The sequence below is a fragment of the Pseudomonas sp. TJI-51 genome (assembly GCF_000190455.2).
Classification (GTDB): Bacteria; Pseudomonadota; Gammaproteobacteria; order Pseudomonadales; family Pseudomonadaceae; genus Aquipseudomonas; species Aquipseudomonas juntendi.
The window spans coordinates 37849-61324 of the sequence record NZ_AEWE02000041.1; the positions used below are offsets into that span (position 1 = coordinate 37849).

Consider the following 23476-nt stretch of genomic DNA (forward strand, 5'->3'; position numbering starts at 1 on the left):
GTATGAAAAAGAGTCGGCCACTACACACAAGCGGCCGTGCTGGCAGGCAGTACTACTGAGCGGGATATTCTGCAACGACCTGATCAGACCCCGCCTTGGTCAAGCCAATGACCTGGTAGGCATGCTGTACGCCATCGACTTCCATACCGGGGGAGCCCGCCGGCATCCCGGGAACAGCGATGCCCACGAGATCATCGCGCTTGGTGAGCTCGATGACCTGAGCCGCCGGCACATGACCTTCGACGAACTTGCCGTCAATCACCGCGGTGTGACAAGACGCCAACCGCGGCGCAACGCCCAGACTTTGCTTCACTGCCGACATGTTGCTTTCGACATGGTCGACGACTTTGAAGCCATTCGCTTCGAGGTGTGAAATCCACTTCTTGCAACATCCGCAATTGGCATCACGATGGACATCAATCGTCAGGGCATCAGCTGCTTGAACTGCAGATGTGACGGAGAGAGCGGCCAGCAAGGCCAGATATTTAGCTTTCATGCACGTGCTCTTTGCCATCGGCGTGGGTGTGGGTCTTGGGCGAGGCGTTCGGAGCCTGCTCGGCGTGATGATCACCTCCGTTGGACGACGCCTCATCCCCAGCATGGTGGTCATCGCCACTCATATCCGAATGGTGACCTGCCTTAGGTGCGGAGCCACCCTCGCTATCCGTAGCCGCGGCATCGTGATGACCAGGCTCTCCAGCATCACCTGATCCATGATGGTCATCGCCACCGCCACTATTGTCATGATGGCCAGGCTTGTTGTCGCCGTGCTGTCCTTCATGGTTATGCATCTGCGTTTCCCCACCACCGTGCTGATGGCCGCCACTGGATGCGACGAGTGTTTGGTATTGCTTGGCATCCATCGTCGGCAGTTGGTTGAGGAAGGCAACCATGCCCCAGATGTACTCGTCTCCCATGCTCTTGCCCCACGCAGGCATACCCGTTGCCTTGATGCCATGCTTGATCACCCAGAACGCTGCTGACGGATTGCCATCGACACCGATCTTGGCGAGGTTGGGGGGCGCAGGATAAAGCGATTGGCTTAGCTCGGTCTCCGCCACACCTGGCGCCAAATGACAGCCGATACACATGGAGTTGTAGTTGCCCGCACCGGCGCGAATAAGAGCTTGATCATCCAGGTTGGGAACCTCGATGTCCCGCGAACGGACTTCGATAGAGCGGTCACGGGCCATCGTGAGAAACGCATGCACTGCAGGAAAATGGGGATCGTCGGCCCCCACGTTGACCACGCCAAAGTAGGCGCCGGCCAGGACAGCTGTGCTACCGACCACGCCGGCCGCCACCAAAGTTTTAATTGTTCTTTTCATGTCAGGTTCTCAAAACCACATCCGGATACCGGCGACAAAACGCGCCTCGTCTACATCACCGCCCTCGTCGCGCACCATGTCTGCCGTGTTGCCATAGGAGCGGCTCCAGGAAACCCCGATATAGGGGGCAAACTGCCTGACAATCTCGTAACGCAGACGCAAGCCGAGCTCGGTATTGGCCAACCCAGACCCCACACCTCGCTCAGGATCGTTCTTGCCGTAGAAGTTCATTTCGGCAGTTGGCTGGAGAATCAGCCGGTTGGTCAGCAGAATGTCGTACTCGCCCTCCAGTCGGGCAGCAGTTTGGCCATTCTCGCCGACGAAGGCCGTGGCTTCGGCCTCAAAGGCGTAAAGCGCCATGCCCTGGATACCGAAGGCGGCCCAAGTCTGCGGCGACTCCGGTTTGAAGTCCTGGCGAACGCCCGCGACGACATCCCACCAAGGGCCGATCGAGCGGCCGTACAGCAGCTGTAATTCAGCATCCTCGGTCACGCCGTTGGTACGCTCGCCTTCGGAGCGGAACCAGACCCGGTTGATATCACCGCCTACCCAGCCCGACGCATCCCAGGCCAGGGTGCTGCCCTCATCTGCGTCCTGGTATTCGAGCTGATCGAGCAGGAAAAAACTGTTGATGGCGCTGTCGTGAACCTTGTGGCCAGGTAATGGCGGGAAAGCCGCTTGGCGATCAGCATCCGTCAGAACGGGAATCGGCGTACGGCTGGTGGTTCTCGGGGCTTCAGCGGAGCCATGGTTCATCTTTGAATGATCCATGCCCTCCATCTGTCCTTGCATGGCGCCATGCCCCATCTTGCTGTGATCCATAGCCTGGGCCTTCTCTTGGCTCTGGCCGTGGCCCATCTGGCTATGATCCATGCTGCCCGAAGCACCCTGCATGGCGCCGTGATCCATCTTGCTGTGGTCCATGGCTGGAGCCTTTTCTTGGCTCTGGCTCTGGCTGTGGCCCATCTGGCTATGATCCATGCTGCCCGAAGCACCCTGCATGGCACCATGGTCCATCTTGCTGTGATCCATGCCCTCCATCTGCGCTTTGGTAGCGCCGTGGCTCATCTGGCTATGGTCCATCGACATGGTGCCGTGCCCCATTGCCGAATGATCCATTTCTTCCGCAGCCAAAGTAACGCCGCCGCTGAACGCACTCAGCGACACAGCCAGCGCCAAGAGAGATGGACGTGAAAACCTAGTGGTCATGGTTCGAACCTGCTTCGGCTTCGGTGCCGCCATGCTTATCCATCATGTTTTCGTGATTCATGCCGTCATGCTTCATGTCTCCGTGATCCATGGCGCCATGATCCATATGCTGGCCAGCCGCCTTATCCTTCGACTGATCTGCGTGATTGCCACTGGCGGTCTTGGGCACAGCCGACTCGGCAGCATGTTGTTCGTGCTCACTGTGCCCCTCACCTGCCAACGAAACCGGTGCGTGCAGGGCAGCCAATAGGCTGAACATGACTGCGCTGCCAGCCAGGGCATTTCGCTTCATAAAAGTGCTCATCAGAAATCTCCTTTACTCATCCACACGAACTTCACGGAACATGCCCATTTCCATGTGGAGCAACAGGTGGCAGTGATAGGCCCAACGACCCAACGCATCGGCAGTCACTCGATAGCTGCGCTTGGAACCTGGCGGCATGTCGATGGTGTGTTTACGCACCAGGAAATTGCCGTTCGCATCCTCCAGGTCGCTCCACATGCCATGAAGATGGATCGGATGAGTCATCATGGTGTCGTTGACCAGCGTGATGCGAACACGCTCGCCGTACTTGAGGCGCAGAGGCTCGGCGTCAGAGAACTTGATGCCATCGAAGGACCAGGAGAATTTCTCCATGTGCCCGGTAAGGTGCAGCTCGATGGTGCGACTTGGTTCGCGACCATCCGGGTCGAGGAAGGTGCTGCGCAGGTCAGAGTACGTGAGGACGCGTCGGCCGTTGTCTCGCAAACCAATACCTGGGTCGTCCAACTTATGCGTTGGTGTCATGGTTTGCATATCGACCAGCGGGTTGTTGGTCTCTGAGGCTGGGTGTGCCTGCATGGCACCTGCCATGCCTGCCATGCCCGAATGATCCATTCCAGCCATCTGGCTGTGATCCATGCCGGCCATGCCACCCTGCATGCTCCCATGATCCATGCCCGCCATACTGCCGTGGTCCATTCCGGCCATGTTCCCGTGATCCATACCGCCCATGCTGCCGTGATCCATACCCATGTCGCCCATGGCAATCAGCGGACGCGGGTCGGGGCTGGGTACTGGTGCACTCAACCCCTCCTGTACAGCAAGGGTGCCGCGCGCATAGCCAGTGCGATCCATGGATTGTGCAAACACGGTATACGCCTGTTCGCTGTCTGGTTCGACGATCACGTCGTAGGTCTCGGCCACGGCGATACGGAACTCGTCGACGCTGACCGGTTTGACGTGCAGACCATCGGCCGCAACCACAGTCATCTTCAGGCCCGGGATGCGCACATCGAAATAGGTCATCGCCGAGGCGTTGATGAAGCGCAGGCGGATCTTTTCGCCTGGTTTGAATATGCCGGTCCAGTTGCCATTGGGTGCCTGGCCATTCATCAGGTAGGTGTAGGTGTAGCCACTGACGTCAGCGAGATCCGTCGGGCTCATCTTCATCTCGGCCCACATCTTGCGATCGGCTACGGCGGCGGACCAACCCATCTCGCTTACGTCATCGATGAAGTCACCAACGGTGCGTTTGTGCTGGTTGTAGTAGTCCGACTGTTTCTTGAGCTTGGCCAGTACCCGCGTTGGATTTTCATCCGTCCAGTCGCTCAGCAACACGACGTAATCACGGTCGTAACTGAAGGGCTCGGGCTCCTTGGCATCGATGACCAGCGCGCCGTATACGCCGACCTGCTCCTGCAGCCCCGAGTGACTGTGATACCAGTAGGTACCGTTCTGGTTGACCTTGAACTTGTACTCATACATGCCGTCAGGAGCGATGCCATGGAAGCTCAGGCCAGGAACACCATCCATGTTCGCCGGCAGGATGATGCCGTGCCAATGGATGGAGGTGTCCTCCTTGAGGCGGTTGCGCACGCGCAATGTGACGGTATCGCCTTCGCGCCAACGAAGAATCGGCCCAGGGAGCGAGCCGTTGATGGTCATGGCCGTGCGCGCTGCGCCGGTGATGTTCACCGGGGTTTCACCGATGAATAGGTCGAATTCGTTACCAGTCAGTACGTTGGGCTGGCCGGGGCTGTTCACCGCCCAGACCGGCGTGCGCCACAGGCCAAGTCCGCCGATAATACCGGTGGCTGCCAGGCCTTTGACGAAGGTGCGCCTTGTGGTTTTGCTTTGCATGCCGTTTTGTCCAATCCGTCAAATGAGCCGGTGATGGTGTGCCCGGTCTCGGGTTCATGGCTGCTTCAATGTCGGGGATTTACCCCTCAACTTTCCACGTCGGTGCATTGCACAAGCCTTACCGACGATGAGCAGTATGAAATTGCCATATCCCAACCATCCGGGTGATTACATTTCTGTAAGGTAGATGACTTCAGCAGTTGGTGTGCTCTGCTTGCTCGGTTGGACTGCTGGCTACAGGAGCCTCAACTTTCTGCTGCTGGGCCACCCGGTAGGCCTCCAGAGACGTCTGGCGTGCCTGCTCCATGCGCGCGAAGGTTCGGTCAGCACCACCTTCAGCCATTGCCAAGCTGGAGATGCTCAGAGCAGTAACTACAAGCAGAGCTTTGATCGATTTCATTTTGGGTATTCCTCGTAAGTTAAGTGGTCCCTGCAACTGCAGAGGCCGAGCTTTAGGCTCGATGTCACGTTAACTAAGAGGGCCTGTCAGCAACCTGAGCCGAACATTACAGTTCTGTCAGGTTGCTATTTCTTTCTTGTAGCCCATCCAGAAGGCTCGGTACTGTCTTTCATGCCCTCATAAAGCCTTGCGAATTTCTTGAGAGGGCATGCTCGGCAGCGATGCCTAAGCTACTCAGGGTCATTCGCACCCGCGGATAAGACCACCAACAATTAAGAGAGATTGTCACTATGTCGAATAAATCCAACGTCGCTACCGGTGCCGCTCTGGCTCTCGTGGCCGCCAGCCTGTTTGCTACCCTGCCTGTCCAGGCCGCCCAGGACACCAAAGCAGCTGAAGTGAAGTGCTTCGGCGTCAACGGTTGCAAGGGCCAGAACGACTGCATGACCGCCAAAAATGCCTGCAAAGGCCAGGGAGAATGCAAAGGCCAGGGCTTCAAGCTGATGACTCAGGCCAAGTGCGATGAGGCCGGTGGCAAGACCAGCGAATAATGCCGTTGCGGGGAGTGCCTGCCACTCCCCTGCTGGAGTCTTGAATGAGTAAGCGCAAAACACTGGGTTTCGGTCTTGGCCTTCGCAGTGAGTATTACCAGCAGATTCTTGAACAGCGACCTGCGGTCGACTGGTTTGAGATCATTTCCGAGAATTACCTGGTGGGCGGTGGCAAGGCCCTCTACTTTCTCGATGCGATTGGCGAGCAATACCCGTTGGTGATGCACGGAGTATCGCTGTCGATCGGCGGTTCGCATAACCTGGACATGGGCTACCTACGACAGCTCAAGCAACTGGCGGACCGGATACAGCCCCAGTGGGTTTCCGACCACTTGTGCTGGAGTCGCGGCAACGCCCATCAACTCCACGACCTGCTGCCGCTGCCGTTTACCCAAGAAAGCCTGCTGCATGTCGCCGCGCGGGTGCGTCTAGTGCAGGATGTTCTGGAACGTCCCATTGTGCTGGAGAACGTTTCTTCTTACGTGCAGTGGAAGACGTCCAGCATGAGCGAATCGCAGTTTCTCTCGGAACTGAGTTTCCTGACCGGTTGCGAATTGCTCCTTGACGTGAACAACGTCTACGTCAGCGCACGAAATCAGGATTTCGACCCATGGCAGTTCATCTTGGAATTGCCGCACGAGCGGATTCGTCAAATTCATCTGGCCGGGCACAGCGATTACAGGCAGTACCTCATCGACACCCATGACCAGCCCATCGCTGATCCGGTTTGGTCTCTCTACAGCAAGACTTTGAGCTACTTGGGCCCGACATCGACCTTGATCGAGCGGGATGACCAGTTTCCGCCGCTGGAAGAGCTGTTGTCCGAATTAGCACATGCCCGTGCTATCGCCAAATCTGTGATATCGGGGGCCACCCCTTGAGCCTGATCGCCCTACAGACTGCATTTGAAACTTACCTGACAGGTGACAGTGCCCTGCCCTCCAACGAGCTTTTGGAGCAGATCCGAGGTAGCACAGCGCTGAGTGCTCTCGAAGGCCTGCAGATCTACCACAACGCTTACCGTTCGCGCCTGCTTGCGGTCTTGCGAGAAGACTTCCCTGCCCTGCTTCACTGGATCGGCAACGAATCATTCGAGCAGCTCGCACTGGCCTACTTGGCCGCCTGGCCACCACGACATTTCAGCATTCGCTGGCTGGGCGAGAAGCTGCCCGAGTTCATTAGCAGCTACGTCGAAGAACCCCAACTATCGCCGATGCGCGAACTCGCGGAGCTTGAGTGGGCTTTTACACTGGCTTTCGATGCTCAGGACGTCGAAGTGCTTTCACTGCAGGCCATCAGTGATTTTTCGGCTGAAGACTGGATTTCACTCAGGGTTTCCCTGACTGCATCTGCCCGGTGGTTGCAGCTGCAGTACAACACGCTGGAGTTGTGGAAAGCCGCCAAGTCCGGCAGCTTGCTGCCTGATATTACCCGCCTGCCAACGAACCTAGCCTGTCTTGTTTGGCGTCATGAACTCGTCTGCCAGTACCGGAGCCTGGAGCCAGCGGAGGCTTCGGCATTGCAGTTTCTCATCGAGGGCGGATCGTTCGCTGAACTCTGCGAGTCGTTGAGCGCCACGCATGGCGAGCAAGCTCCCTTGCAAGCCGCGACCTGGTTGAAGTTGTGGGTCAACGACGGTTTGCTAAAGCGCGGCCAGCTATTACACGAATGACCCGGAACCTTTAGGCTAGCGCTCTCTCTTTGGCCACTCCGAGCGCTTCTATGACTCACCGCATCATTCATTTCAAACAGCAAAGCCTTGCTTGACCCGGAGACCTATCAGGCAATGCTGGCCGACGGCGTTGGTCACTGGGAGCGGCTTGCAGGAGAAGTCGTCGGCATAGAAGACGAAAAAAGCCACGAGTTCGCTGCATTGAAAAGCCTGTTCAAGCGCAAGCGGTACTCCTATGACACGCTGGAAATGCGCGAGCCAGGCGATCACTCAAACTGGCTTCGCGGCCGAGATGGTTCAGAAGGTATGACCAACGAGGTCACCAGTATCCCAGGGCTAAAAGAGCTCTCAGAACTGGAGATTTAGTGGGATAGCAGGTCAGCGCTCAAGCGCTGACCTGGGCCGAATAGCCAAGCTCCTGGATGAGTTCGCGGATCGATTCGGCACTTTCTGTGCTCTCAACGGTGACCTTGCCGGCCGCTCGATCCACTTCTACTCGTGCATCCTGATCCAGAGCTTGAATGGCCTTCGTGATTTTGCTCACGCAACTGCCACAGCCCATCCCCGCAACACTCAGACTAAACATGTCTTTCACCTCATTTCGTCCGCGGCTCAAGTTACCGCACGGACAGCATCGACCTTGACACGATGGCAAGGTCAAGCCCGTAAGCGCTACAAAAGGATCAGCCGCTTACCACGGGCGTAAGGATGGGGGTTGGTGAACACACCACGACATGCCTTGCGCCCCTCGTCAGTGCGACGTATAGATTCTGGGGGGTCATAAGCTCAGGATGCAGGACAACCGAGACATCCGCCTCCAGCCCCTTGAGAAGTAATGTGCTGCCTACAGAGCGTCTTGCGATCGGTCGGGCAAGGTGTCTATTGCGCTCTCGCGCTTGAATGGCTGCACTCAGAAAGTCGGCAGCACCTCCCACCACCGCTTGCATTGCAGACCGGCAGCAGTACAGAACCTCCGGTCGGTATACACGTGCCCCGTGCTGCTCAGCGAGCGTATCGATCACACGGAGCGCTTGCCCCAATGTTGGCGCTGCTACGAAATCGATCGCCGCAGCCTCGGCCGCGGTCGGAGACGTTCGGGCCCTTCCTGCACGCAGCGACTCCACGCGCGTTCGCAGGTTTGCTGCACCTACCCCCGTCATTACGCTGGAAGCAAACTCCACAAGTTGTGCCAGAGCATTGGCACCCTGCAAGTCAAAGTTCCTGGCGAAGTTGACGAGATCTCTCAGGTCGACGGCTTCTACGGCCATGGCACCGGGTGTCTGGCTCGTGAGCTGATGGCGACCTTGCACGTTGATGGAGTCCCCGATGATGAGGACGCTGCCCCGAGCGTTGGGTGGCTCGGTTCTAGCGGCCACCAGCCGCTGCTGGACTTCTGTCCCGGCGTTGAGCTGCACCCAGCGCACTTCTGCCGGAGCCGTGCGCAGATCCACCGGCTGGCCAACTTGAAGTTGCTGCCGTATGGCGAGCAGCCACTGCCCGAGGTTCTCAGCTCCAGCCAGCCGCCAGCGCCACGGTATCCTCAACTCTCCCGCTGCGGGAAACAGGGGTTGCACCTCATTCGCCCAATGCACCAGTCGATTGCCACGGAAGCTGAATATGGCTTGCATCGGGTCACCGAGCACGCAGGTCGGAAGCACCTGGGCCAAACCAGACACGATGGCGTGCTGGACGACGTTGCAGTCTTGGTACTCGTCGACAAGCAACCGTGCATAGGTGGCGCGAAGGGGCTGAGCGAGGTGACCGGCCTGCAACAACTGCATGGCGGCCTCCCGAATTGCCGGGTAGTCAGTATTGGGTTGATGCAGCTGTAGGATCTGCGGGTTATGGCCGCTTCGCGCTGGGAACTTAGCGATCAGGCGCATCGAGAATCCGTCAATGGTGGAGACTCGATATGCGGAGTTAGGAACACCGGCTCGTCTCAGGCGCGCCCGTAAGGCCGCAACGCCGGCGTTCGTATGTGTCAAGACGAGGATGGGTTTGCTCTGCGTATGCGCGATGAGCGTCTCGGCAATCAATTGCGTTTTTCCACAACCTGCGGGGGCTGTTATGGAGCCACGCTCGATAGCGAAAAGATCAATCTCAGGGGGCACTTGTAAACGTCCAGAGCTGATTCGTGACTGCCATGAAGCCCGGTTCGGCGTTCTGTAAAGACGGACCGACGATGTCCCTTGCAACCTCCTGATAGGTTGTCAGCGACTTGAACCAGCCGCTGTTGCGGATACGGGATGCGGTTCCCAGCAGCTCTCGTCTCTCAGGTGAGTACCCATCCACGAGTCGCTCGGCTCGGATATCGTTCAGCGTCACGCGGCCTTGGGACTTCGTCTGAATGTGTGCGTTCATCAGCTCTGCACCCACTATTGTTTCGGCTTTCGCCAGAAGTGCATCGAGTGCTTGCTCACTGAGATGGCGGAAGATCTCGTCCTCCAACGTGAGGCCTGGTCGCCATGTAAGAATTTGCCCGCCGGCGGCCAAGAATGCTTCAGCGAGCCCCGCGGTCGAAGGCTTGTCGGCATCTACAAAAACCATCACGCGGTAACCCAAGTTCAGAAGTGCTGTTCCCCGGATAAGACTGTTATCGGGGCTTCCCCCGCCGGCGTCCACATACGCGCCGCCATGGGCCAGGAATGAGGTAGCGCCAAGACTGACCCACCATTGGTCAAGGCCACGCGCGAAGCCAACCTCGCTGGCCCCCTCGCAAACGATGATGGATTTGGCGAGGAATGCTTCGGGGTCCTTCCGAAGGGTACTTTGTACCTCGTTGGCTTCCCCAGCTGGCATAACACTGTGGCGCTGAGGTGCTGACCGAACAACGAATAACTGGCTGCCGGACAGCTCGCGCAGCGCGACCGGCGAGTGCGTCGTCATGAACACTTGCAACGGAGCGGCAGCGTCCTTTGCACCCAGCGAGTCCAGGAATCGCATGAGCCGATGAGGTTCAAGCCCGTATTCCACCTCATCAACCAGGGCAATTGGCGCGGCGCTGGCCGCAGCCCTTTGAAGCCCTGCCACTAGCAAGCGTGACGAGCCCGTGCCAAGGGAGCGCAGCGGAATACCTGTTTCACTGTGCAGCGCGATCGCCCCCTCGCCAATCGACACAGAATGTGCGTCAAGGAGCGCCTGAGGCATAGCCCCGACCGAAACGCCAAGATGCTGTGCTGTGCGTTGCACGACCTCAAGCGTCTGGGTCAGATGTTCGGCTGCTTGATTGCCAAAGTTCGCTCTTGCTTGCCTAGCGGCGCGCGCCAGTTCAGCACCAAGCTCGGCGCGCTCATCGGTAAGTCGATTGAGCACTGAGCCACGACTCCACGACAGGTTCGAGCTCGCAAAGCTGCCGATACGGGCGGGCGCTAGTGCCGCTCGTTCTTTCCAGGGAAGAGTGCGTTCAAGTTGCTGCTGCTCCGCGCGCTCGGAGAAAAGTGTCCAAACAGGCTCCAAATCGGCACCAACTTGCAGACGCAAGGTGATGACGGTCTCCAGCCCCGCTCGCGGTTCGTCTTCGACTTCCCCCGTACCGGGATGGAATCCACGCAAGAACTCGCCGTAGACATCGATATCCATCAGCGATAACGGCAGATCGCCAAGCGCCACGCTGATGGTGATGGGTACATCGACGTTTAATGCGAAGAAGTCCATGTCGCCGAACGTGCCGCCTCGGCGGGCGCCGACGCAAAGGTCAATCGCGTCCAGGATGCTGGACTTCCCACTGTCACCCGGACCAATGAGGCAGTTAATTCCGGGGGCCGGCACCCAGTCGAGCGCCTGGATAGACCGGAAGTTGCTAATTTGCAGTCGGCGAATGCGGGCCACGGAGAATCCTCATGGGGTAACGACTGTCAGTCTCCTACTCGCAGCGGGAACGATCCATAGAACGTCCCCTCGTCATCAGGTGATGCGACTGATAGGTCAAGTTGCAAGCTACCGTACGGTATTTTCCGGTCAGATGCGCATTTAAAAAATCGCCCTGCAGGTAGGCACATCGTCTTGTCTAGCAGACTAGCCAACGTCCGTTGCTTTCAACCTAAGCGCATTGAAAACCACCGAGGCTGAACTGACGCTCATTGCCAGAGCAGCGATCAAGGGCGACAGAAGATGTCCTGTCAGCGGATACAGCAGCCCGGCCGCTAGCGGGATTCCCATCGCGTTGTAGAGGAATGCAAAGGCAAGGTTCTGCCTCATGTTCTTCACCGTGGCCACCGACAAGGTGCGCGCCCGCAGGATGCCCATCAGGTCTCCCTTGACCAGGGTCACTTGGGCGCTGTTCATCGCCACGTCGGTGCCCGTGCCCATAGCGATGCCTACGTCGGCCCTGGCCAAGGCCGGCGCATCGTTGATGCCGTCGCCCGCCATGGCAACACGCCGGCCATAGCTCTGCAGTTCGGCGACTAATTTCTCCTTGTCCTGCGGTTTCACCTCGCCATGCACCTCCTCGATGCCTAACTGCTTCGCCACGGCTCTTGCTGTGGTGAGGCCATCGCCAGTGGCCATGATGACCTTCACGTCAGCGTTCTGGAGTTGAGCAACAGCCTGTTGGGAGGTCGGTTTGATTGGATCGGAAACGGCCAGGAGACCCGCCAGGCGACCATCGACGGCCAGATAGATGATGCTGATGCCCTCCAGGCGCAGTTGCTCTGCACGGTTACGCAGCGGAGTAATATCGACGCCCGCCTCCTCCATCAACGCTGTGTTCCCAAGCTGCAGTTGATGGCCATCGACCTGTCCGCGTACACCAATACCTGAGCCAGATTCGAAGGTCTCCGGTTTCACCAGGGCAAGACCCTGTTCACGCGCATGATCGACAATGGCATGCGCCAGCGGATGCTCGCTGCCCTGGTCGAGGCTTGCGGCCAAGCGCAGAACCTTGACCGAGTCGAACGGCCCGGTTCCCTCTGCACTATGAAAGGCCGGCCGCCCCTGCGTCAGTGTCCCGGTCTTGTCGACGATCAAGGTGTCGATTTTGCAGAGGTTCTCGATAGCGCTGGCATCGCGGAACAACACACCGCTGCTGGCGGCCTTGCCGGTCGCGACCATGACCGACATCGGCGTTGCCAAGCCCAGGGCGCATGGGCAGGCAATGATCAGTACGGCCACAGCGTTGATCAGGCCAAATACCCAACCTGATTCCGGCCCGAACACCCCCCAGCCAAAAAATGTCAGGATCGCGATCAGGATCACCCCCACCACGAAATACCCTGCCACGGCATCGGCCATACGCTGCATGGGCGCCTTGGAACGCTGGGCCTTAGCCACCATCTGGACGATCTGCGACAACATGGTTTCGGCGCCCACCTTCTGCGCTTCCATCACCAGGCTGCCGTGGGTGTTCAGGGTGGCACCGATGAGGGTATCCCCTGCCCGCTTGGTGACGGGCACCGGCTCGCCGGTGAGCATCGACTCGTCGACAGCGCTCTCGCCCTCCAGCACGGTGCCATCCACCGGGACTTTTTCGCCCGGCCGGACACGCAAGTGGTCACCCAGATGGACGTGGGTCAGCGGAATATCTTCTTCCTGGCCGTCAGGCCTGATGCGCCGGGCAGTCTTGGGGGCCAATCCCAGCAGTGACTTAATGGCGGCAGAGGTCTGCGAGCGGGCTTTGAGTTCGAGCATCTGGCCCAACAGCGTGAGCGAGATGATCACCGCGGCGGCCTCGAAGTAGACGCCGATGCGTCCATCCTGAACGAAGGCCGCCGGGAACCACTGCGGCACCAGGGTGGCTGCCACGCTGTAGAGGTAGGCGGCTGCAGTTCCTAATCCGATCAGGGTCCACATATTAGGGCTGCGTTGCCGGATGGAGTCTATTCCGCGAGTGAAAAATACCCAGCCACCCCAAAGCGTCACGGGCGTTGCCAGAACCAGCTCAACCCAGTTCTGGGATGTTCCATGGAACAGCTGCAAGGAATGACCAGCCATCGCCAGCACGGTCACGATGACGGTCAATGGCAGAGTCCACCAGAACCGTCGCGAAAAGTCTTTCAGCTCCGGATTTTCTTCGTCCTCCAGCTCTGGAATGACGGGTTCGAGCGTCATCCCACAGATCGGGCAGTTGCCAGGGCTCGGTTGGCGAATCTCGGGATGCATCGGGCAGGTGTATTCAGCCCCCAGTCCTGCCTGAGTTGAGTACTCTGGCGGAGCGGCATGCTGGTGGTGCCCGGCATGCGATTGATGGCTCATGTACTGATGAGGGGCTGCCTGGAACTTCTCCTGGCATTTTGTACTGCAGAACCGATAGGCCCTTCCCTCAAAGTTCTCCTGGTAAGGACTATCAGATTTGACCTCCATGCCACACACCGGATCGCGTGGGCTCTCTGGATGGCCGTGCGAGTGATGTGCATGGCCCTGGTCATGATGGCAGGAGGTCTTTTGCATTCGAGTTACTTCCTATCCTCGTCCTTGGAAACTGCGGCTCCGCTGGAGTGGGAGTGCCCGCCATGATTGTGGCCAAACAGATGCATCAGCGGGCATAGCAGCAGGATGAGGTATGGCAAAGCCTGCGAAAGATGACCGTAATGCTCGCGCGCGACATAGAAGATGCCGATTACGGCCAGCATGATCAGTGCGATGCCAATCTTGCTCTTCCAAAAAGGTGGTTCCGTAGTGCCAGTGTGGTGCGTGTGATCCATGACAATAGCCTCGGTTCAATGACCATAGAATCAGCATAGGTTGCTCTGGCCAGGCAGAGTTGACGCGTATCAATGGAGTTCAGCGTACGGTCACCTTACCGACCATTCCCGACTGATAATGTCCAGGAACATTGCAGGCGAACTCCAGATCAGTAGCGTCGGAGAAGGTCCAGATCAGCTCTTCGCGTGCACCTGGCTCGACCAGAACGCTGTTGGGATCGTCGTGCTCCATGCCGACCATCTTCATGCCGCCCATGGCGTGGTCCATTTTGCTCATGTCATGCGCTGCAGTCGGGGACAGCGTGCCGTTCTGAAACATCGCAGCCATCTCTTTCTGATGCGCAGCATGGGATGCCGCTTTGCCAAGGTTGAACTCGTGCAGCAGGGCTCCCTCGTTCAGCAGTACGAAGCGAACCGTCTCGCCCGCCTTGATTTCCATTGCCTTGGGTTCAAAGAAGATGTCCCCCATCCGTACCTCGATGGTGCGATCTACTGCCTGACTATCTCCCGACTGGCCGATGCTGTCTTTGTTGTGGCCCGGGCTGGCCATCGCGTTGGCTGCGCTGAATAGCAAACCCACGGTGGTGATCAAAGAAAGGGATTTGAGGGGTAGGCGTTTCATGGTTAGACCTCGCTGGGATGCTGGAAATCTCATGCTATTACTCGCTTGCTGCCAGGCCGCTGCCCCCAAATCTACAACTGCGTCAGCTGGGAAAAAGCACGGCGCCATAGAGGCGCCGCTAGGCCAAAGGAGCAATCACGAAAGGCCTGGAAGATGGGGGAAATCTTTACTGATGGCATTCCTTATCGGCCATCATCAACTTGTGCTCTCGAATCATTTGACCCAGCACGTCGTCTACCAACTTGTCATGCTTTTCCATCCAGGCCAGATGCTCTTCGGCAGACATGTTCGGCGCGGGATGCTCGTTGTGCAGCTGGCTCATGATGTCTTCGAGCATGTTCATATGCGCCTTCATGTGCACATGCCGCTCGCCGACCGGGGCCTTCTCCGCCTGGTTCAGCACGACTTCTGCTTTGTCGCGCATCTGCTGGATGCGCTCGAATACACGGTCGCTGCCCCCCTCGGCCCAAGCCATAGAAGAGAGCAGTAGCGAGCCAACCAGAAGCAAAGGTTTCAGCGATTTCATGGGACAGTCTCCATCAGTGCAAACTATGGCCGGCACCTCTGCTTTTGGTCTGTCGAGGGCCGAGAGCACAACCTAGTGCTCATGCTTGCACCTTAGACAAGCCACCCTGTCAGCGAGCTGAAGCCAGAATTACATTTTCGTAAGCTTCTGGTTGGGGCCGCGGTTTGCCTGCAAACTCAGGCCACCCGATATTTGGAGTCTGCTCGCATGAAACTACTGGTAGCTGAAGATGAACCCAAAACCGGTGCATACCTGCAGCAAGGCCTCAGTGAAGCGGGCTTCAATGTCGACCGGGTTATGACCGGTACAGATGCTCTACAGCACGCTCTGAGTGAGTCCTATGACCTCCTGATCCTGGATGTGATGATGCCTGGGCTGGACGGGTGGGAAGTGCTGCGCATGGTGCGCGCCGCAGGAAAAGACGTCCCCGTATTGTTCTTGACGGCACGCGATGGTGTGGAGGACCGCGTTAAAGGGTTGGAGCTGGGCGCGGACGACTACCTGATCAAGCCATTTGCTTTCTCAGAACTTCTGGCCAGGGTCAGAACGCTGCTGCGTAGAGGCAATGGCTCACCCACGCAAACAACGATGAAAATTGCCGATTTGGAAGTCGATCTGATGAAGCGTCGCGCCATCCGCGGCGGTAAACGAATTGACCTGACCGCGAAGGAGTTTTCACTGCTGGAACTGCTACTGCGCCGGCGCGGCGAGGTGCTCCCGAAGTCGCTGATTGCCTCTCAGGTTTGGGACATGAATTTCGACAGCGACACCAATGTCATTGAGGTTGCGGTACGCCGGCTACGCGCAAAAATCGATGACGATTTCGATCTCAAGCTGATTCATACCGCCCGCGGCATGGGATACATGATGGATGCTCCGGAGTGAATATGAAGCACCTTTCGCTGACCGCACGCATGAGCCTGATGTTCATGTCCGCGGTAATTGCAGTCCTGACGGTAGCAGGGCTGAGTTTCAATATGCTCAGCCAGCACCACTTCAAGATGCTGGATCGGCAGGCCCTGGTGGAGAAACTCGAATCCGCCAAACATATCCTCAACAATGCTCGCGGTGAAGCGAGCCTTTCGGAAGAATTACCGCAGTTGCGAGCTTTGCTGGGAGCCCATCAGGATCTGGCCGCCACTATCCTGGCCAGTGACGGTTCTGTACTGTTTTCCGACCCCAGAGCAGTCGAAGTACCTGAGCGTTTCAGACGTGCAAATGAGCAGAGCATGTGGGAGTGGCAGAACGGCCAACACATGTACCGTGGCATGACGGAGCAAATCTCGGTAGCCGATCAGGCTGAGCCGCTCACTGCGTTGCTGATTCTTGACGTCACCAATCACACACACTTTTTCGACACGCTGCAACGATGGTTTTGGATTGGATTGGTCATCAGCGCCCTGTTCAGTGCCGCACTCGGCTGGGTGGTTGCTCGCAGCGGCCTTAGGCCTCTGCGGCAAGTCACTCATGTGGCCTCCGGGATGTCCGCTCGCTCGTTACAGGAGCGAATCCCTCTCGAACCAGTGCCGCGGGAACTTCAGCAACTGGTTCTCTCCTTCAATGCGATGTTGGCTCGGCTAGAGGATGCCTTCGTTAGGCTCTCCAATTTTTCGGCCGACATTGCCCACGAGCTACGAACTCCAGTCAGCAATCTGATGACCCACACCGAGGTCGTGCTGAGTAAAAAACGCGATATCAATGCCTATGAGGAGAATCTGTACTCCAACCTGGAGGACTTGAAGCGCATGTCTCGGATGATTGATGACATGCTGTTCTTGGCCAAGGCTGATAATGGCCTGATCATCCCCGAGCAGGCCAGGATCGAACTGGCTGACGTAGTCTTCAAGCTGTTTGACTACTACCACCTTCTGGCCGAAGAGCGCGGCATTGAGCTATCGCTCACAGGCAAAGGCCAAGTGCTGGGAGATCGGCTGATGCTTGATCGCGCGCTATCCAACTTGCTGTCCAATGCGCTGCGCTACACGCCGGCGGGACAGACAATTTCGGTTCTGATCCGCGAGACAGAGGACTCCACTACCTTCAGTATCGAGAACCCAGGGGACACAATCAGCTCAGAGCATCTAGAGAAGCTCTTCGACCGTTTTTACCGGGTTGACCCCGCTCGGCGGGAGGGCAGCCCGAGCAACGCCGGGCTCGGGCTTGCAATCACCCGATCCATCATTGAGGCTCACAAAGGCCGCATCTGGTGCACCTCAGCGGCTAGCCTCACGGGCTTTCACATCGAATTGCCCCATCCCAGATAATGCCGGTCTGGCGGTAAGTAGGCTACAGCTAACCGCTAGCCCAACTTGACAGGGTGGGTGCAGGTGCAACTCGACTGAGCGCAGATTGCATTCGCCATCCAGATAGGTAACGAGCGGTGAGCTGACAAAGCGTCATGCCGGCGGTGACCGGATCATGGCGCAAGTCCTGGCTGCCGTACCGGTCGCCGGACTCGATGCCGTGCTGGTAGCCGTTGAGCTGGTACTGGAGAGCGGCAGCCTGAGCGCCGAACACATCCTCAATGTCGTGGCACGGCTGACAGCATCCGAACCACCACCCAGCGTCGAAACCCACTTGTCGCTCGAGGAAGCCCCCGTCGCTAACACGGCGCGCTACGACCGCCTGCGTGGCCAGGCCGAGGGGGTCGGTCATGCGTGATTTGATGGCGGAACTCAAGGAGCTGCGCCTGCACGGCATGGCCACGGCCTGGGCGGAGTTAACTGCACAGGGTGAGTCGAACACAGCCTCGTCCAAGTGGCTGCTCGAACACCTGCTGAAACAAGAGCACACAGATCGCGCCATGCGCTCGGTGAGCCACCAGATGAACATGGCCAAGCTGCCGATGCACCGCGATCTGGCCGGCTTCGACTTCAGCGCCTCCAGCGCCGACGCTCGCTTGATCAGCGAGCTGGCCAATCTGAGCTTTACCGACACCGCGCAGAACGTGGTGCTGATCGGCGGCCCAGGCACCGGTAAAACCCACCTGGCCACCGCACTGGCCGTGTCCGGCATCACCCGGCATGGCAAGCGCGTGCGCTTCTACTCCACGGTCGATCTGGTCAATCTGCTGGAGCGCGAAAAACACGACGGCAAAGCCGGGCGGATCGCCCAGGCACTGCTGCGCATGGATCTGGTCATCCTCGACGAACTGGGTTATCTGCCGTTCAGCCAGGCTGGCGGTGCGTTGCTGTTTCACCTGCTGTCCAAGCTGTACGAACACACCAGCGTGGTGATCACCACCAACCTGAGCTTCGCCGAATGGTCGAGCGTGTTCGGCGACGCCAAGATGACCACCGCCCTGCTGGATCGGCTGACCCACCACTGCCACATCGTCGAAACCGGTAACGAGTCCTATCGCCTGCAACACAGTAGCTTGGCGGCCCAGGCCAAGATCAAATCACGGGAGCGAAAGCGTAAGGGCGGCCAGGAACCGGAGGACGATGAGCCGTTCTGATTTCATGGTGACGACGGCCTGCTGCATGGCTGCATGTGGCAGGTCTTCAACAGCTGAACTGGGACAGCGAGGGAGTGGGGGCAACAGCAGCTGCGCTGGTAGACTTATCCACAGTTGCTGGTAACAAAATCAGCAATCCGCCCTGGGTCAAATTTCAATCGGCAGGGTGGGTCAATTTTCCATCAGCGCCAACAGTCAGGAAACTGCGGGTAGTCGCAGGCGACCGTCTCGCCGCTTTCCAGCTCCTCAGCTTCCAGCGTCTCGCCATCGGTAGCGAGCACATATTTAGCCTTGGCACGGGCCGTCGCGGGGCTGGCCTTCAGTGCCGCCAGGGTTTCGGTGACCTTGCCTGGCTCACACACAGCCAAATGGATATTGCTGGTCTGCAGTACGCCGCCCAGATCGGACTTATTGGTTGCACCCGAACGCAGGCGCTTGAGGGTGGTTTCCTTGTTACCGAAAGCCTGCAGGAAGGCATAAGGGAACTCGACCCGGTCAAACGGCTGGCTGGCCAGGTCGGTGATGGCTTGTTCGATTTCTACGGCGTTCATATAGGGCTGTTCCGATCACTGCTGCCAAGGCGGCACAGGGGGCCTTTAGGCCCACCATCCATGCAAAGTGCATGGATGATAAAGGAACGAGCATTGGCATGTGAAAATGATCCTGTGCCCCATGGAAGCTATCAAAAACTGCTGAGGACGTGGAACGCTGCAGCCAGGACGCATCGCCAAGCCAGTCGAGTGGGCTATGCGAAGAAAACTGCTATCCCCCGCCTACACCACTCGCTGGTCTGAGTTAATGGTCGCAAAGGCGAACTAGCCACTACCCTCGGCTAGTGCCGAATCCTCGCTGACGATCCCCGTAGGACTTGGTCGCTTTCTTACACAGGTAGCTGGCCCGGTGGAACAGATCCGGTAGCTCATCAACAAGAACCTTGTGTTCTGACCATGCAACCTTCCGCATACGGGGATGCCGATCTATCCGATACGTTGGATTGTCGGGGATATGTACCAGCCCGTCGACCTCATGCTTCGACAACCGCAGTGCACTGGCCCATGACTCTTCTATCCGGCTGATCATGTTGACCCTCTCTGAGCGCAGCAGCCCCAGGGTGTAATAGGCATCGCGGTTCAACAGGATCAGCAGGTGATAATGCTGCCGGCCTGCCTGACCTATTTCTCTCGACCAGACGTACCGTACTTTGCAGCCACGCGAATAGCCACGATCAGCCACTCGTTCCTGGTGGTACTGGATCTTCTTCGTAAACGATTCGAAGAATCGGCTGATGACCTGGTTCGTATAGGCGTAGTCAGGTAGCAGGACGCCTTGAGGCAAGTGGAGGTCAACTCTGAAGGCTAAGACCCTCGGATACTCAGCTAATGCCAGGTCTATGGTGCGCTTGAGATCGGACAGGTGCTCACGAATGAAAGGCCCCTTGTCACGCATCAAGCGGAAGCCCTCAAAGGTGTCGTCGTAGTGCAGATGCAGATTGGTATTGGCTGGATGACGGAGTGGGTAGCGTTGGGCGGTGTCGGTATCGTTGAGCATGGTTATGACCTCTCATGGTTGAGTTTCATAAGCCATGCCTGCGGAGTTTTAATTTACTGGATACATTTCCCTGCCTGATCACCCTCGACTGGATGCTCGGTGACGAAGCTCATCCGCGATGAATGGGTAGCTGGTCTCCCGTGGTGAACTGATCGTGTTGCTTGGTGGTTGGTAGATCCCCCGGATAATTGCCCCTTCAGATAGTGCTTCAGTGCCAGATGATTAAGCCCCTCCAGGTACATGGGATCTGGTCGGTGAAGCTTGCTACTGCACGGTTAATGAGGCAAGAACCCTTCGGGTAGGAATAGCTAGTAAAAGCATACTACCCACACCGCAACTGACAGCTCCGGCTGGCTCGGAAAAATCCACACTGCGCACCAAGCCGCAACGGCATTTTTTGCTGAAGACGTATTCCGGACATAAACCAGACCAAAAGCCCATGGAGACCGATGCCTAGCCAGAGTCTGCCGGATCGATGGGGAGCAACATTGCTCCGGCTTTCTGAAGATCGCCGAGCAGCCAGAATCAGGCAGCCGGCATAAGCGCCATGACCAGCTCCGACTGGTCATGGCACAGGTGGTCAGTTCTAGCTAGCCATGCTCAGGTGGCCGGTGGGACGTACTGCAGTACCCTCGGCTTGGTCACGCTCCTCGATCCGAGCCAGGATCCAATCGTGCACCTCGCTATCGACCCAGCCGACGCAGCGGTCGCCCAGCGATACCGGTTTCGGGAAGGTGCCTTCCGAGATGTACTTGTACAGGGTCGACCGAGACAGGCCGGTCGAGTCGATGACTTCTTTCAGACGGATGATTCGCATGAGCAGGCTCCTCTGTGGCTCAGAGGATTTGCGAGGGCCGTATAAAAAAACTGCCTGTTACCCAGCAGCTCGTGCCGGCGTGAGCAACCCTGACTTTTCGCGCAGCTCCAGCGGAATATCCACCTCCCTCAACACGCTTTTCACCACAGGATCATCGCACCCCTTGGTGACCATCCAATGCTTGGCCAGACCTTCGTCCGAGGCTCTTTCAGTCAACAGAGCGATGCAACGGTGGCCAGTCGACACATGCGCCGGGACCAAGATGTAGCTAACCCTGGCCAGATCAATGCTGGATACCTGCGAAAAACGTTGGACCACCTCTCTGGCCAGCTCAAGGACTTGGTGGTGGAGGAAGTCGAAAATCTCCTCGTGGTCCAGAATCGCTTTGTCCTTGGGATCAAGCATCGGCAGGCGAAAGAATGCTGCCACTTGCTCCTTCACCGTCGAGTCCACACCGCGCACCTTTCCCCATCCGGCGGAATCAGCCTGAACCCAGTGGCGCGACAGAAAGCCCAATACGCAGTCACAAATAAAAAGCTCAAGCTGATCAAACGCATGATCTGGCGCTCGCCTGAAGAGACGAACCACGCTGCGAGGTGCCAAATATTCCCCTCGCCTTAGGAAGGAGTTGCGATCAAGTCTGACGCCAGCCAAAAACTTGTAGTCGATGTCTTGATCGGCGGCCTTCTTATGCACCACGACGGAAACAACGTCGTCAGCAGGTGAAAGCTGAAGGTGGTTCAGATTAAGCCAATAAACGCTCCTGAGCTTCTCAGCGAAAATCGGACTCGCCAACCCAGGTATGTGTCTACGAATGAATCCCAGCTCCGTAAGCCTGCGCAAGCGCTGCTTGAGAGAGGCCGCATCCATTCCCGTCAGCAAGCAGAGCTCCTTGCTACTCAGCCCCCTGGCAACCCCAAACGGATCTGCATGGCTTAGCAATATCATGAGCAGCAAACGATTCGCCAAGCTGAGCTTCCCCTGCCGCACTGGAGCAACTCGCTTCTCGTCTCGCGAGCGTGTGTTGAGCTCCTTCGCAGTCGGCGCATCGTCCTTCCAGCCAGACCAGATGGCCCTGATGCGCTCGCCACCCAAGACATGCTTGACCAAACCGGGGTGGTTCAGCGTCCTTTCCTCGACATCCCGCAGAGCCGACTGGATAGCTTTGCTCATCTCGTAGGTACACCTTGGCCGCCCCTTCCCTTCGGGCTGAGTAACGACTCGCAGTACCCCCACATCAACCAGTTGGGCAACCGCTTTTGAAACGGCTTGCACCGGAAGCCGCAGGTCTTCAGCCAATTGCTTCTGCGAACGAGGCTTAGGCGTCACGGAGCCATAGTGCTTCCAGAATGCAATGAGCAGAAATTTAGCATCTGGATCACCCGGCCTTAGCTTCGCATCAAGAAGCCTGGTAAGCATAGAACCTCCAATTTTTAACTCGTAAATATACCCTATATACACGATATCTTAGTTACAGTAACGGCTCATATAACAACACGTAACGTTTTACTCACATATCAGTATCAAAGCTGATAACGGTTGCGTAACGAAACAGTAACGGTATAAATCTTTCCCGAAGGATTGGCTTTGACTCATAGCCCAAATGGCCCGCCTGGAGGATGAGATGTCAGAAAATGAGAAACCACTGAAGTGGCTGCGCAAGCAGGATGGTGAGTGGGAATGGGCAGCCGATTACCTCAGGCACCGGCTCGATGCCGAGTACATGAGGAGGCTCAAGGGCGATGCGTTTACCCGGTTTGCGACCTACGAGAACGTCGTTGCTGCTATCAGGCAGATCCAAGAGGACAGGCTGGACCTGATCATAAGACTACAGGGAGCTATACGGCAGCGTCGCTACCGCTCTGACAGCAATGGTCGAAAACCTCGGACATTCAGCCTCAGCAAACAAACCCTTACCAAGCTGAGCTCAATCGCAAAGCGACATGACACTGACGAGACCGCAGTAATCACTGCGCTTATAGAAAGAGAAGGACTGGCCGCCGAGGCCGAGAGGGATTACAAAAAGCTGCTCAAGGAATCAGTCGCGCGCGAGCAAAAGAACGCAGCCCAGACAGTTGCGACCATGACCGCTCAACGGGACGAGGCGTTGAAATACGCCGAGCGGTATCTGAGGCTTTTAGTTCAATGGGAGCTAATGTGGCCTGACGAAACGCCACCCACCGCAAGCGATGAGGATGTGTCGAAGCTTGTGGAGTCCAAAATGAAAGACCTAAAGGACAAGCTAGCCTACATTGCCTTCAGAGACGCAGTGACAACTGACCGAGGGCATGACGAGCGCTAATCATCTCACCTCGCACTGAAGCAGGCACGAAGCACAAAACCGGGTACAAAACCGGGTACATAATTTTCAGAAATTGAAACTCCCTCAGGACTGGTGGCCGCCTCAGGCCTGACTTAGTGGATAACGTCTAAGCGGTAGCCTGCAGTAAACAGAAACCCCTTGCGGCTTATGCCTCAAGGGGTTTTCGTTTTATGTGGCCCGCGCCGGCCTTATCGCTAAGGCGGCGGCCGGGGCAGGACAATATATAACTTTTTGATTTAACAGGGCCCTTGTGGGAGCGGGCG

Annotated in this window: 25 protein-coding genes and 2 pseudogenes; 10 read left to right on the forward strand and 17 right to left on the reverse strand. The window is 57.5% G+C overall.

Annotation, left to right across the window (positions count from 1 at the left end):
• Positions 1–52: 52 nt before the first annotated feature.
• The 6 genes from G1E_RS09545 to G1E_RS09570 all read right to left on the reverse strand — a co-directional run bounded on the left by G1E_RS09545 (position 53) and on the right by G1E_RS09570 (position 5059).
• Complete coding sequence (locus G1E_RS09545; protein ID WP_009686151.1) at positions 53–496, reverse strand: DUF411 domain-containing protein; 444 nt, start codon at positions 494–496, stop codon at positions 53–55.
• On the reverse strand, positions 486–1328 hold the full coding sequence (locus G1E_RS09550; RefSeq protein ID WP_003139525.1) for a cytochrome c: 843 nt from the start codon (positions 1326–1328) through the stop codon (positions 486–488). Before G1E_RS09550 ends, G1E_RS09545 begins: the two co-directional genes overlap by 11 nt.
• A gap of 9 nt (positions 1329–1337) precedes the next feature.
• Positions 1338–2537 carry a copper resistance protein B gene (locus G1E_RS09555; protein WP_047149788.1) on the reverse strand — a complete coding sequence of 400 codons (1200 nt, stop codon included), beginning with the start codon at positions 2535–2537 and terminating at the stop codon, positions 1338–1340.
• Entirely contained in the window at positions 2527–2841 is a 315-nt protein-coding gene (locus tag G1E_RS09560; protein ID WP_009686150.1) for a hypothetical protein, read from the reverse strand. The genes G1E_RS09555 and G1E_RS09560 overlap by 11 nt, the downstream gene beginning before the upstream one ends.
• A 12-nt stretch (positions 2842–2853) precedes the next feature.
• Complete coding sequence (locus G1E_RS09565; protein WP_009686149.1) at positions 2854–4659, reverse strand: copper resistance system multicopper oxidase; 1806 nt, start codon at positions 4657–4659, stop codon at positions 2854–2856.
• 193 nt (positions 4660–4852) lie between these two features.
• Complete coding sequence (locus tag G1E_RS09570) at positions 4853–5059, reverse strand: co-regulatory protein PtrA N-terminal domain-containing protein (protein ID WP_003139535.1); 207 nt, start codon at positions 5057–5059, stop codon at positions 4853–4855.
• A gap of 290 nt (positions 5060–5349) precedes the next feature.
• On the opposite strand from G1E_RS09570, the gene G1E_RS09575 reads away from it, so the two are divergent.
• The 4 genes from G1E_RS09575 (at position 5350) to G1E_RS09590 (ending at position 7648) form a co-directional block, all read left to right on the forward strand.
• Positions 5350–5610 (forward strand): membrane protein, encoded by a 261-nt coding sequence (locus tag G1E_RS09575; protein WP_004577564.1) that lies wholly within the window; start codon positions 5350–5352, stop codon positions 5608–5610.
• A gap of 44 nt (positions 5611–5654) precedes the next feature.
• Complete coding sequence (locus tag G1E_RS09580) at positions 5655–6491, forward strand: DUF692 domain-containing protein (RefSeq protein WP_009686148.1); 837 nt, start codon at positions 5655–5657, stop codon at positions 6489–6491.
• A complete protein-coding gene (locus G1E_RS09585) occupies positions 6488–7282 on the forward strand; it encodes a DNA-binding domain-containing protein (RefSeq protein ID WP_009686147.1) in 795 nt (264 codons plus the stop codon). Before G1E_RS09580 ends, G1E_RS09585 begins: the two co-directional genes overlap by 4 nt.
• Before the next feature lie 114 nt (positions 7283–7396).
• Entirely contained in the window at positions 7397–7648 is a 252-nt protein-coding gene (locus G1E_RS09590) for a hypothetical protein (RefSeq protein WP_009686146.1), read from the forward strand.
• Between the two features lie 19 nt (positions 7649–7667).
• On the opposite strand, the gene G1E_RS09595 is transcribed toward G1E_RS09590, so the two are convergent.
• From G1E_RS09595 to G1E_RS09625, 7 genes are all read right to left on the reverse strand, one after another.
• Complete coding sequence (locus G1E_RS09595) at positions 7668–7868, reverse strand: heavy-metal-associated domain-containing protein (RefSeq protein WP_003246756.1); 201 nt, start codon at positions 7866–7868, stop codon at positions 7668–7670.
• Between the two features lie 97 nt (positions 7869–7965).
• On the reverse strand, positions 7966–9393 hold the full coding sequence (locus tag G1E_RS09600; protein WP_009686145.1) for a UvrD-helicase domain-containing protein: 1428 nt from the start codon (positions 9391–9393) through the stop codon (positions 7966–7968).
• Positions 9383–11110 (reverse strand): ATP-dependent endonuclease, encoded by a 1728-nt coding sequence (locus G1E_RS09605; protein WP_009686144.1) that lies wholly within the window; start codon positions 11108–11110, stop codon positions 9383–9385. Before G1E_RS09605 ends, G1E_RS09600 begins: the two co-directional genes overlap by 11 nt.
• Positions 11111–11296: 186 nt before the next feature.
• Complete coding sequence (locus G1E_RS09610) at positions 11297–13666, reverse strand: heavy metal translocating P-type ATPase (RefSeq protein WP_082438042.1); 2370 nt, start codon at positions 13664–13666, stop codon at positions 11297–11299.
• Between the two features lie 5 nt (positions 13667–13671).
• The gene (locus G1E_RS09615) at positions 13672–13920 is read right to left on the reverse strand and encodes a DUF2933 domain-containing protein (protein WP_009686142.1); all 249 of its coding nucleotides are present in this window, start codon (positions 13918–13920) and stop codon (positions 13672–13674) included.
• 79 nt (positions 13921–13999) lie between these two features.
• Positions 14000–14542: a plastocyanin/azurin family copper-binding protein gene (locus G1E_RS09620; RefSeq protein ID WP_009686141.1), complete on the reverse strand. Its 543-nt coding sequence runs from the start codon at positions 14540–14542 to the stop codon at positions 14000–14002.
• A 166-nt stretch (positions 14543–14708) separates the two neighbouring features.
• Positions 14709–15068, reverse strand: coding sequence for a co-regulatory protein PtrA N-terminal domain-containing protein (locus G1E_RS09625; RefSeq protein WP_009686140.1), 360 nt, complete (start codon positions 15066–15068; stop codon positions 14709–14711).
• A 207-nt stretch (positions 15069–15275) separates the two neighbouring features.
• Here G1E_RS09625 and G1E_RS09630 point away from each other — a divergent pair, with 207 nt between their 5' ends.
• The 4 genes and pseudogenes from G1E_RS09630 (at position 15276) to istB (ending at position 18525) form a co-directional block, all read left to right on the forward strand.
• Entirely contained in the window at positions 15276–15953 is a 678-nt protein-coding gene (locus G1E_RS09630; protein WP_004577572.1) for a heavy metal response regulator transcription factor, read from the forward strand.
• 2 nt (positions 15954–15955) lie between these two features.
• Complete coding sequence (locus G1E_RS09635) at positions 15956–17332, forward strand: heavy metal sensor histidine kinase (protein ID WP_012018612.1); 1377 nt, start codon at positions 15956–15958, stop codon at positions 17330–17332.
• A gap of 130 nt (positions 17333–17462) precedes the next feature.
• A pseudogene (locus G1E_RS09640) lies at positions 17463–17729 on the forward strand (IS21 family transposase); the annotation flags it as partial.
• The gene (gene istB / locus G1E_RS09645) at positions 17722–18525 is read left to right on the forward strand and encodes an IS21-like element ISPst3 family helper ATPase IstB (RefSeq protein ID WP_009686136.1); all 804 of its coding nucleotides are present in this window, start codon (positions 17722–17724) and stop codon (positions 18523–18525) included. The pseudogene G1E_RS09640 and the gene istB, both read left to right, overlap by 8 nt.
• Positions 18526–18719: 194 nt before the next feature.
• On the opposite strand, the pseudogene G1E_RS09650 reads toward istB, so the two are convergent.
• Positions 18720–19076: pseudogene (locus G1E_RS09650) on the reverse strand (type IIL restriction-modification enzyme MmeI); the annotation flags it as partial.
• A gap of 157 nt (positions 19077–19233) precedes the next feature.
• Here G1E_RS09650 and G1E_RS27470 point away from each other — a divergent pair.
• A complete protein-coding gene (locus G1E_RS27470; protein ID WP_225850683.1) occupies positions 19234–19344 on the forward strand; it encodes a DUF4113 domain-containing protein in 111 nt (36 codons plus the stop codon).
• Between the two features lie 3 nt (positions 19345–19347).
• Here G1E_RS27470 and G1E_RS09655 read toward each other — a convergent pair whose 3' ends face one another.
• The 3 genes from G1E_RS09655 to G1E_RS09665 all read right to left on the reverse strand — a co-directional run bounded on the left by G1E_RS09655 (position 19348) and on the right by G1E_RS09665 (position 22309).
• Positions 19348–20073 carry an inovirus Gp2 family protein gene (locus G1E_RS09655; protein WP_009686134.1) on the reverse strand — a complete coding sequence of 242 codons (726 nt, stop codon included), beginning with the start codon at positions 20071–20073 and terminating at the stop codon, positions 19348–19350.
• Positions 20074–20659: 586 nt separating this feature from the next.
• Entirely contained in the window at positions 20660–20890 is a 231-nt protein-coding gene (locus G1E_RS09660; RefSeq protein ID WP_009686133.1) for an AlpA family transcriptional regulator, read from the reverse strand.
• Between the two features lie 57 nt (positions 20891–20947).
• Entirely contained in the window at positions 20948–22309 is a 1362-nt protein-coding gene (locus G1E_RS09665; protein ID WP_009686132.1) for a hypothetical protein, read from the reverse strand.
• Positions 22310–22514: 205 nt separating this feature from the next.
• Here G1E_RS09665 and G1E_RS09670 point away from each other — a divergent pair, with 205 nt between their 5' ends.
• Entirely contained in the window at positions 22515–23192 is a 678-nt protein-coding gene (locus G1E_RS09670) for a hypothetical protein (protein ID WP_175442611.1), read from the forward strand.
• Positions 23193–23476 lie beyond the last annotated feature (284 nt).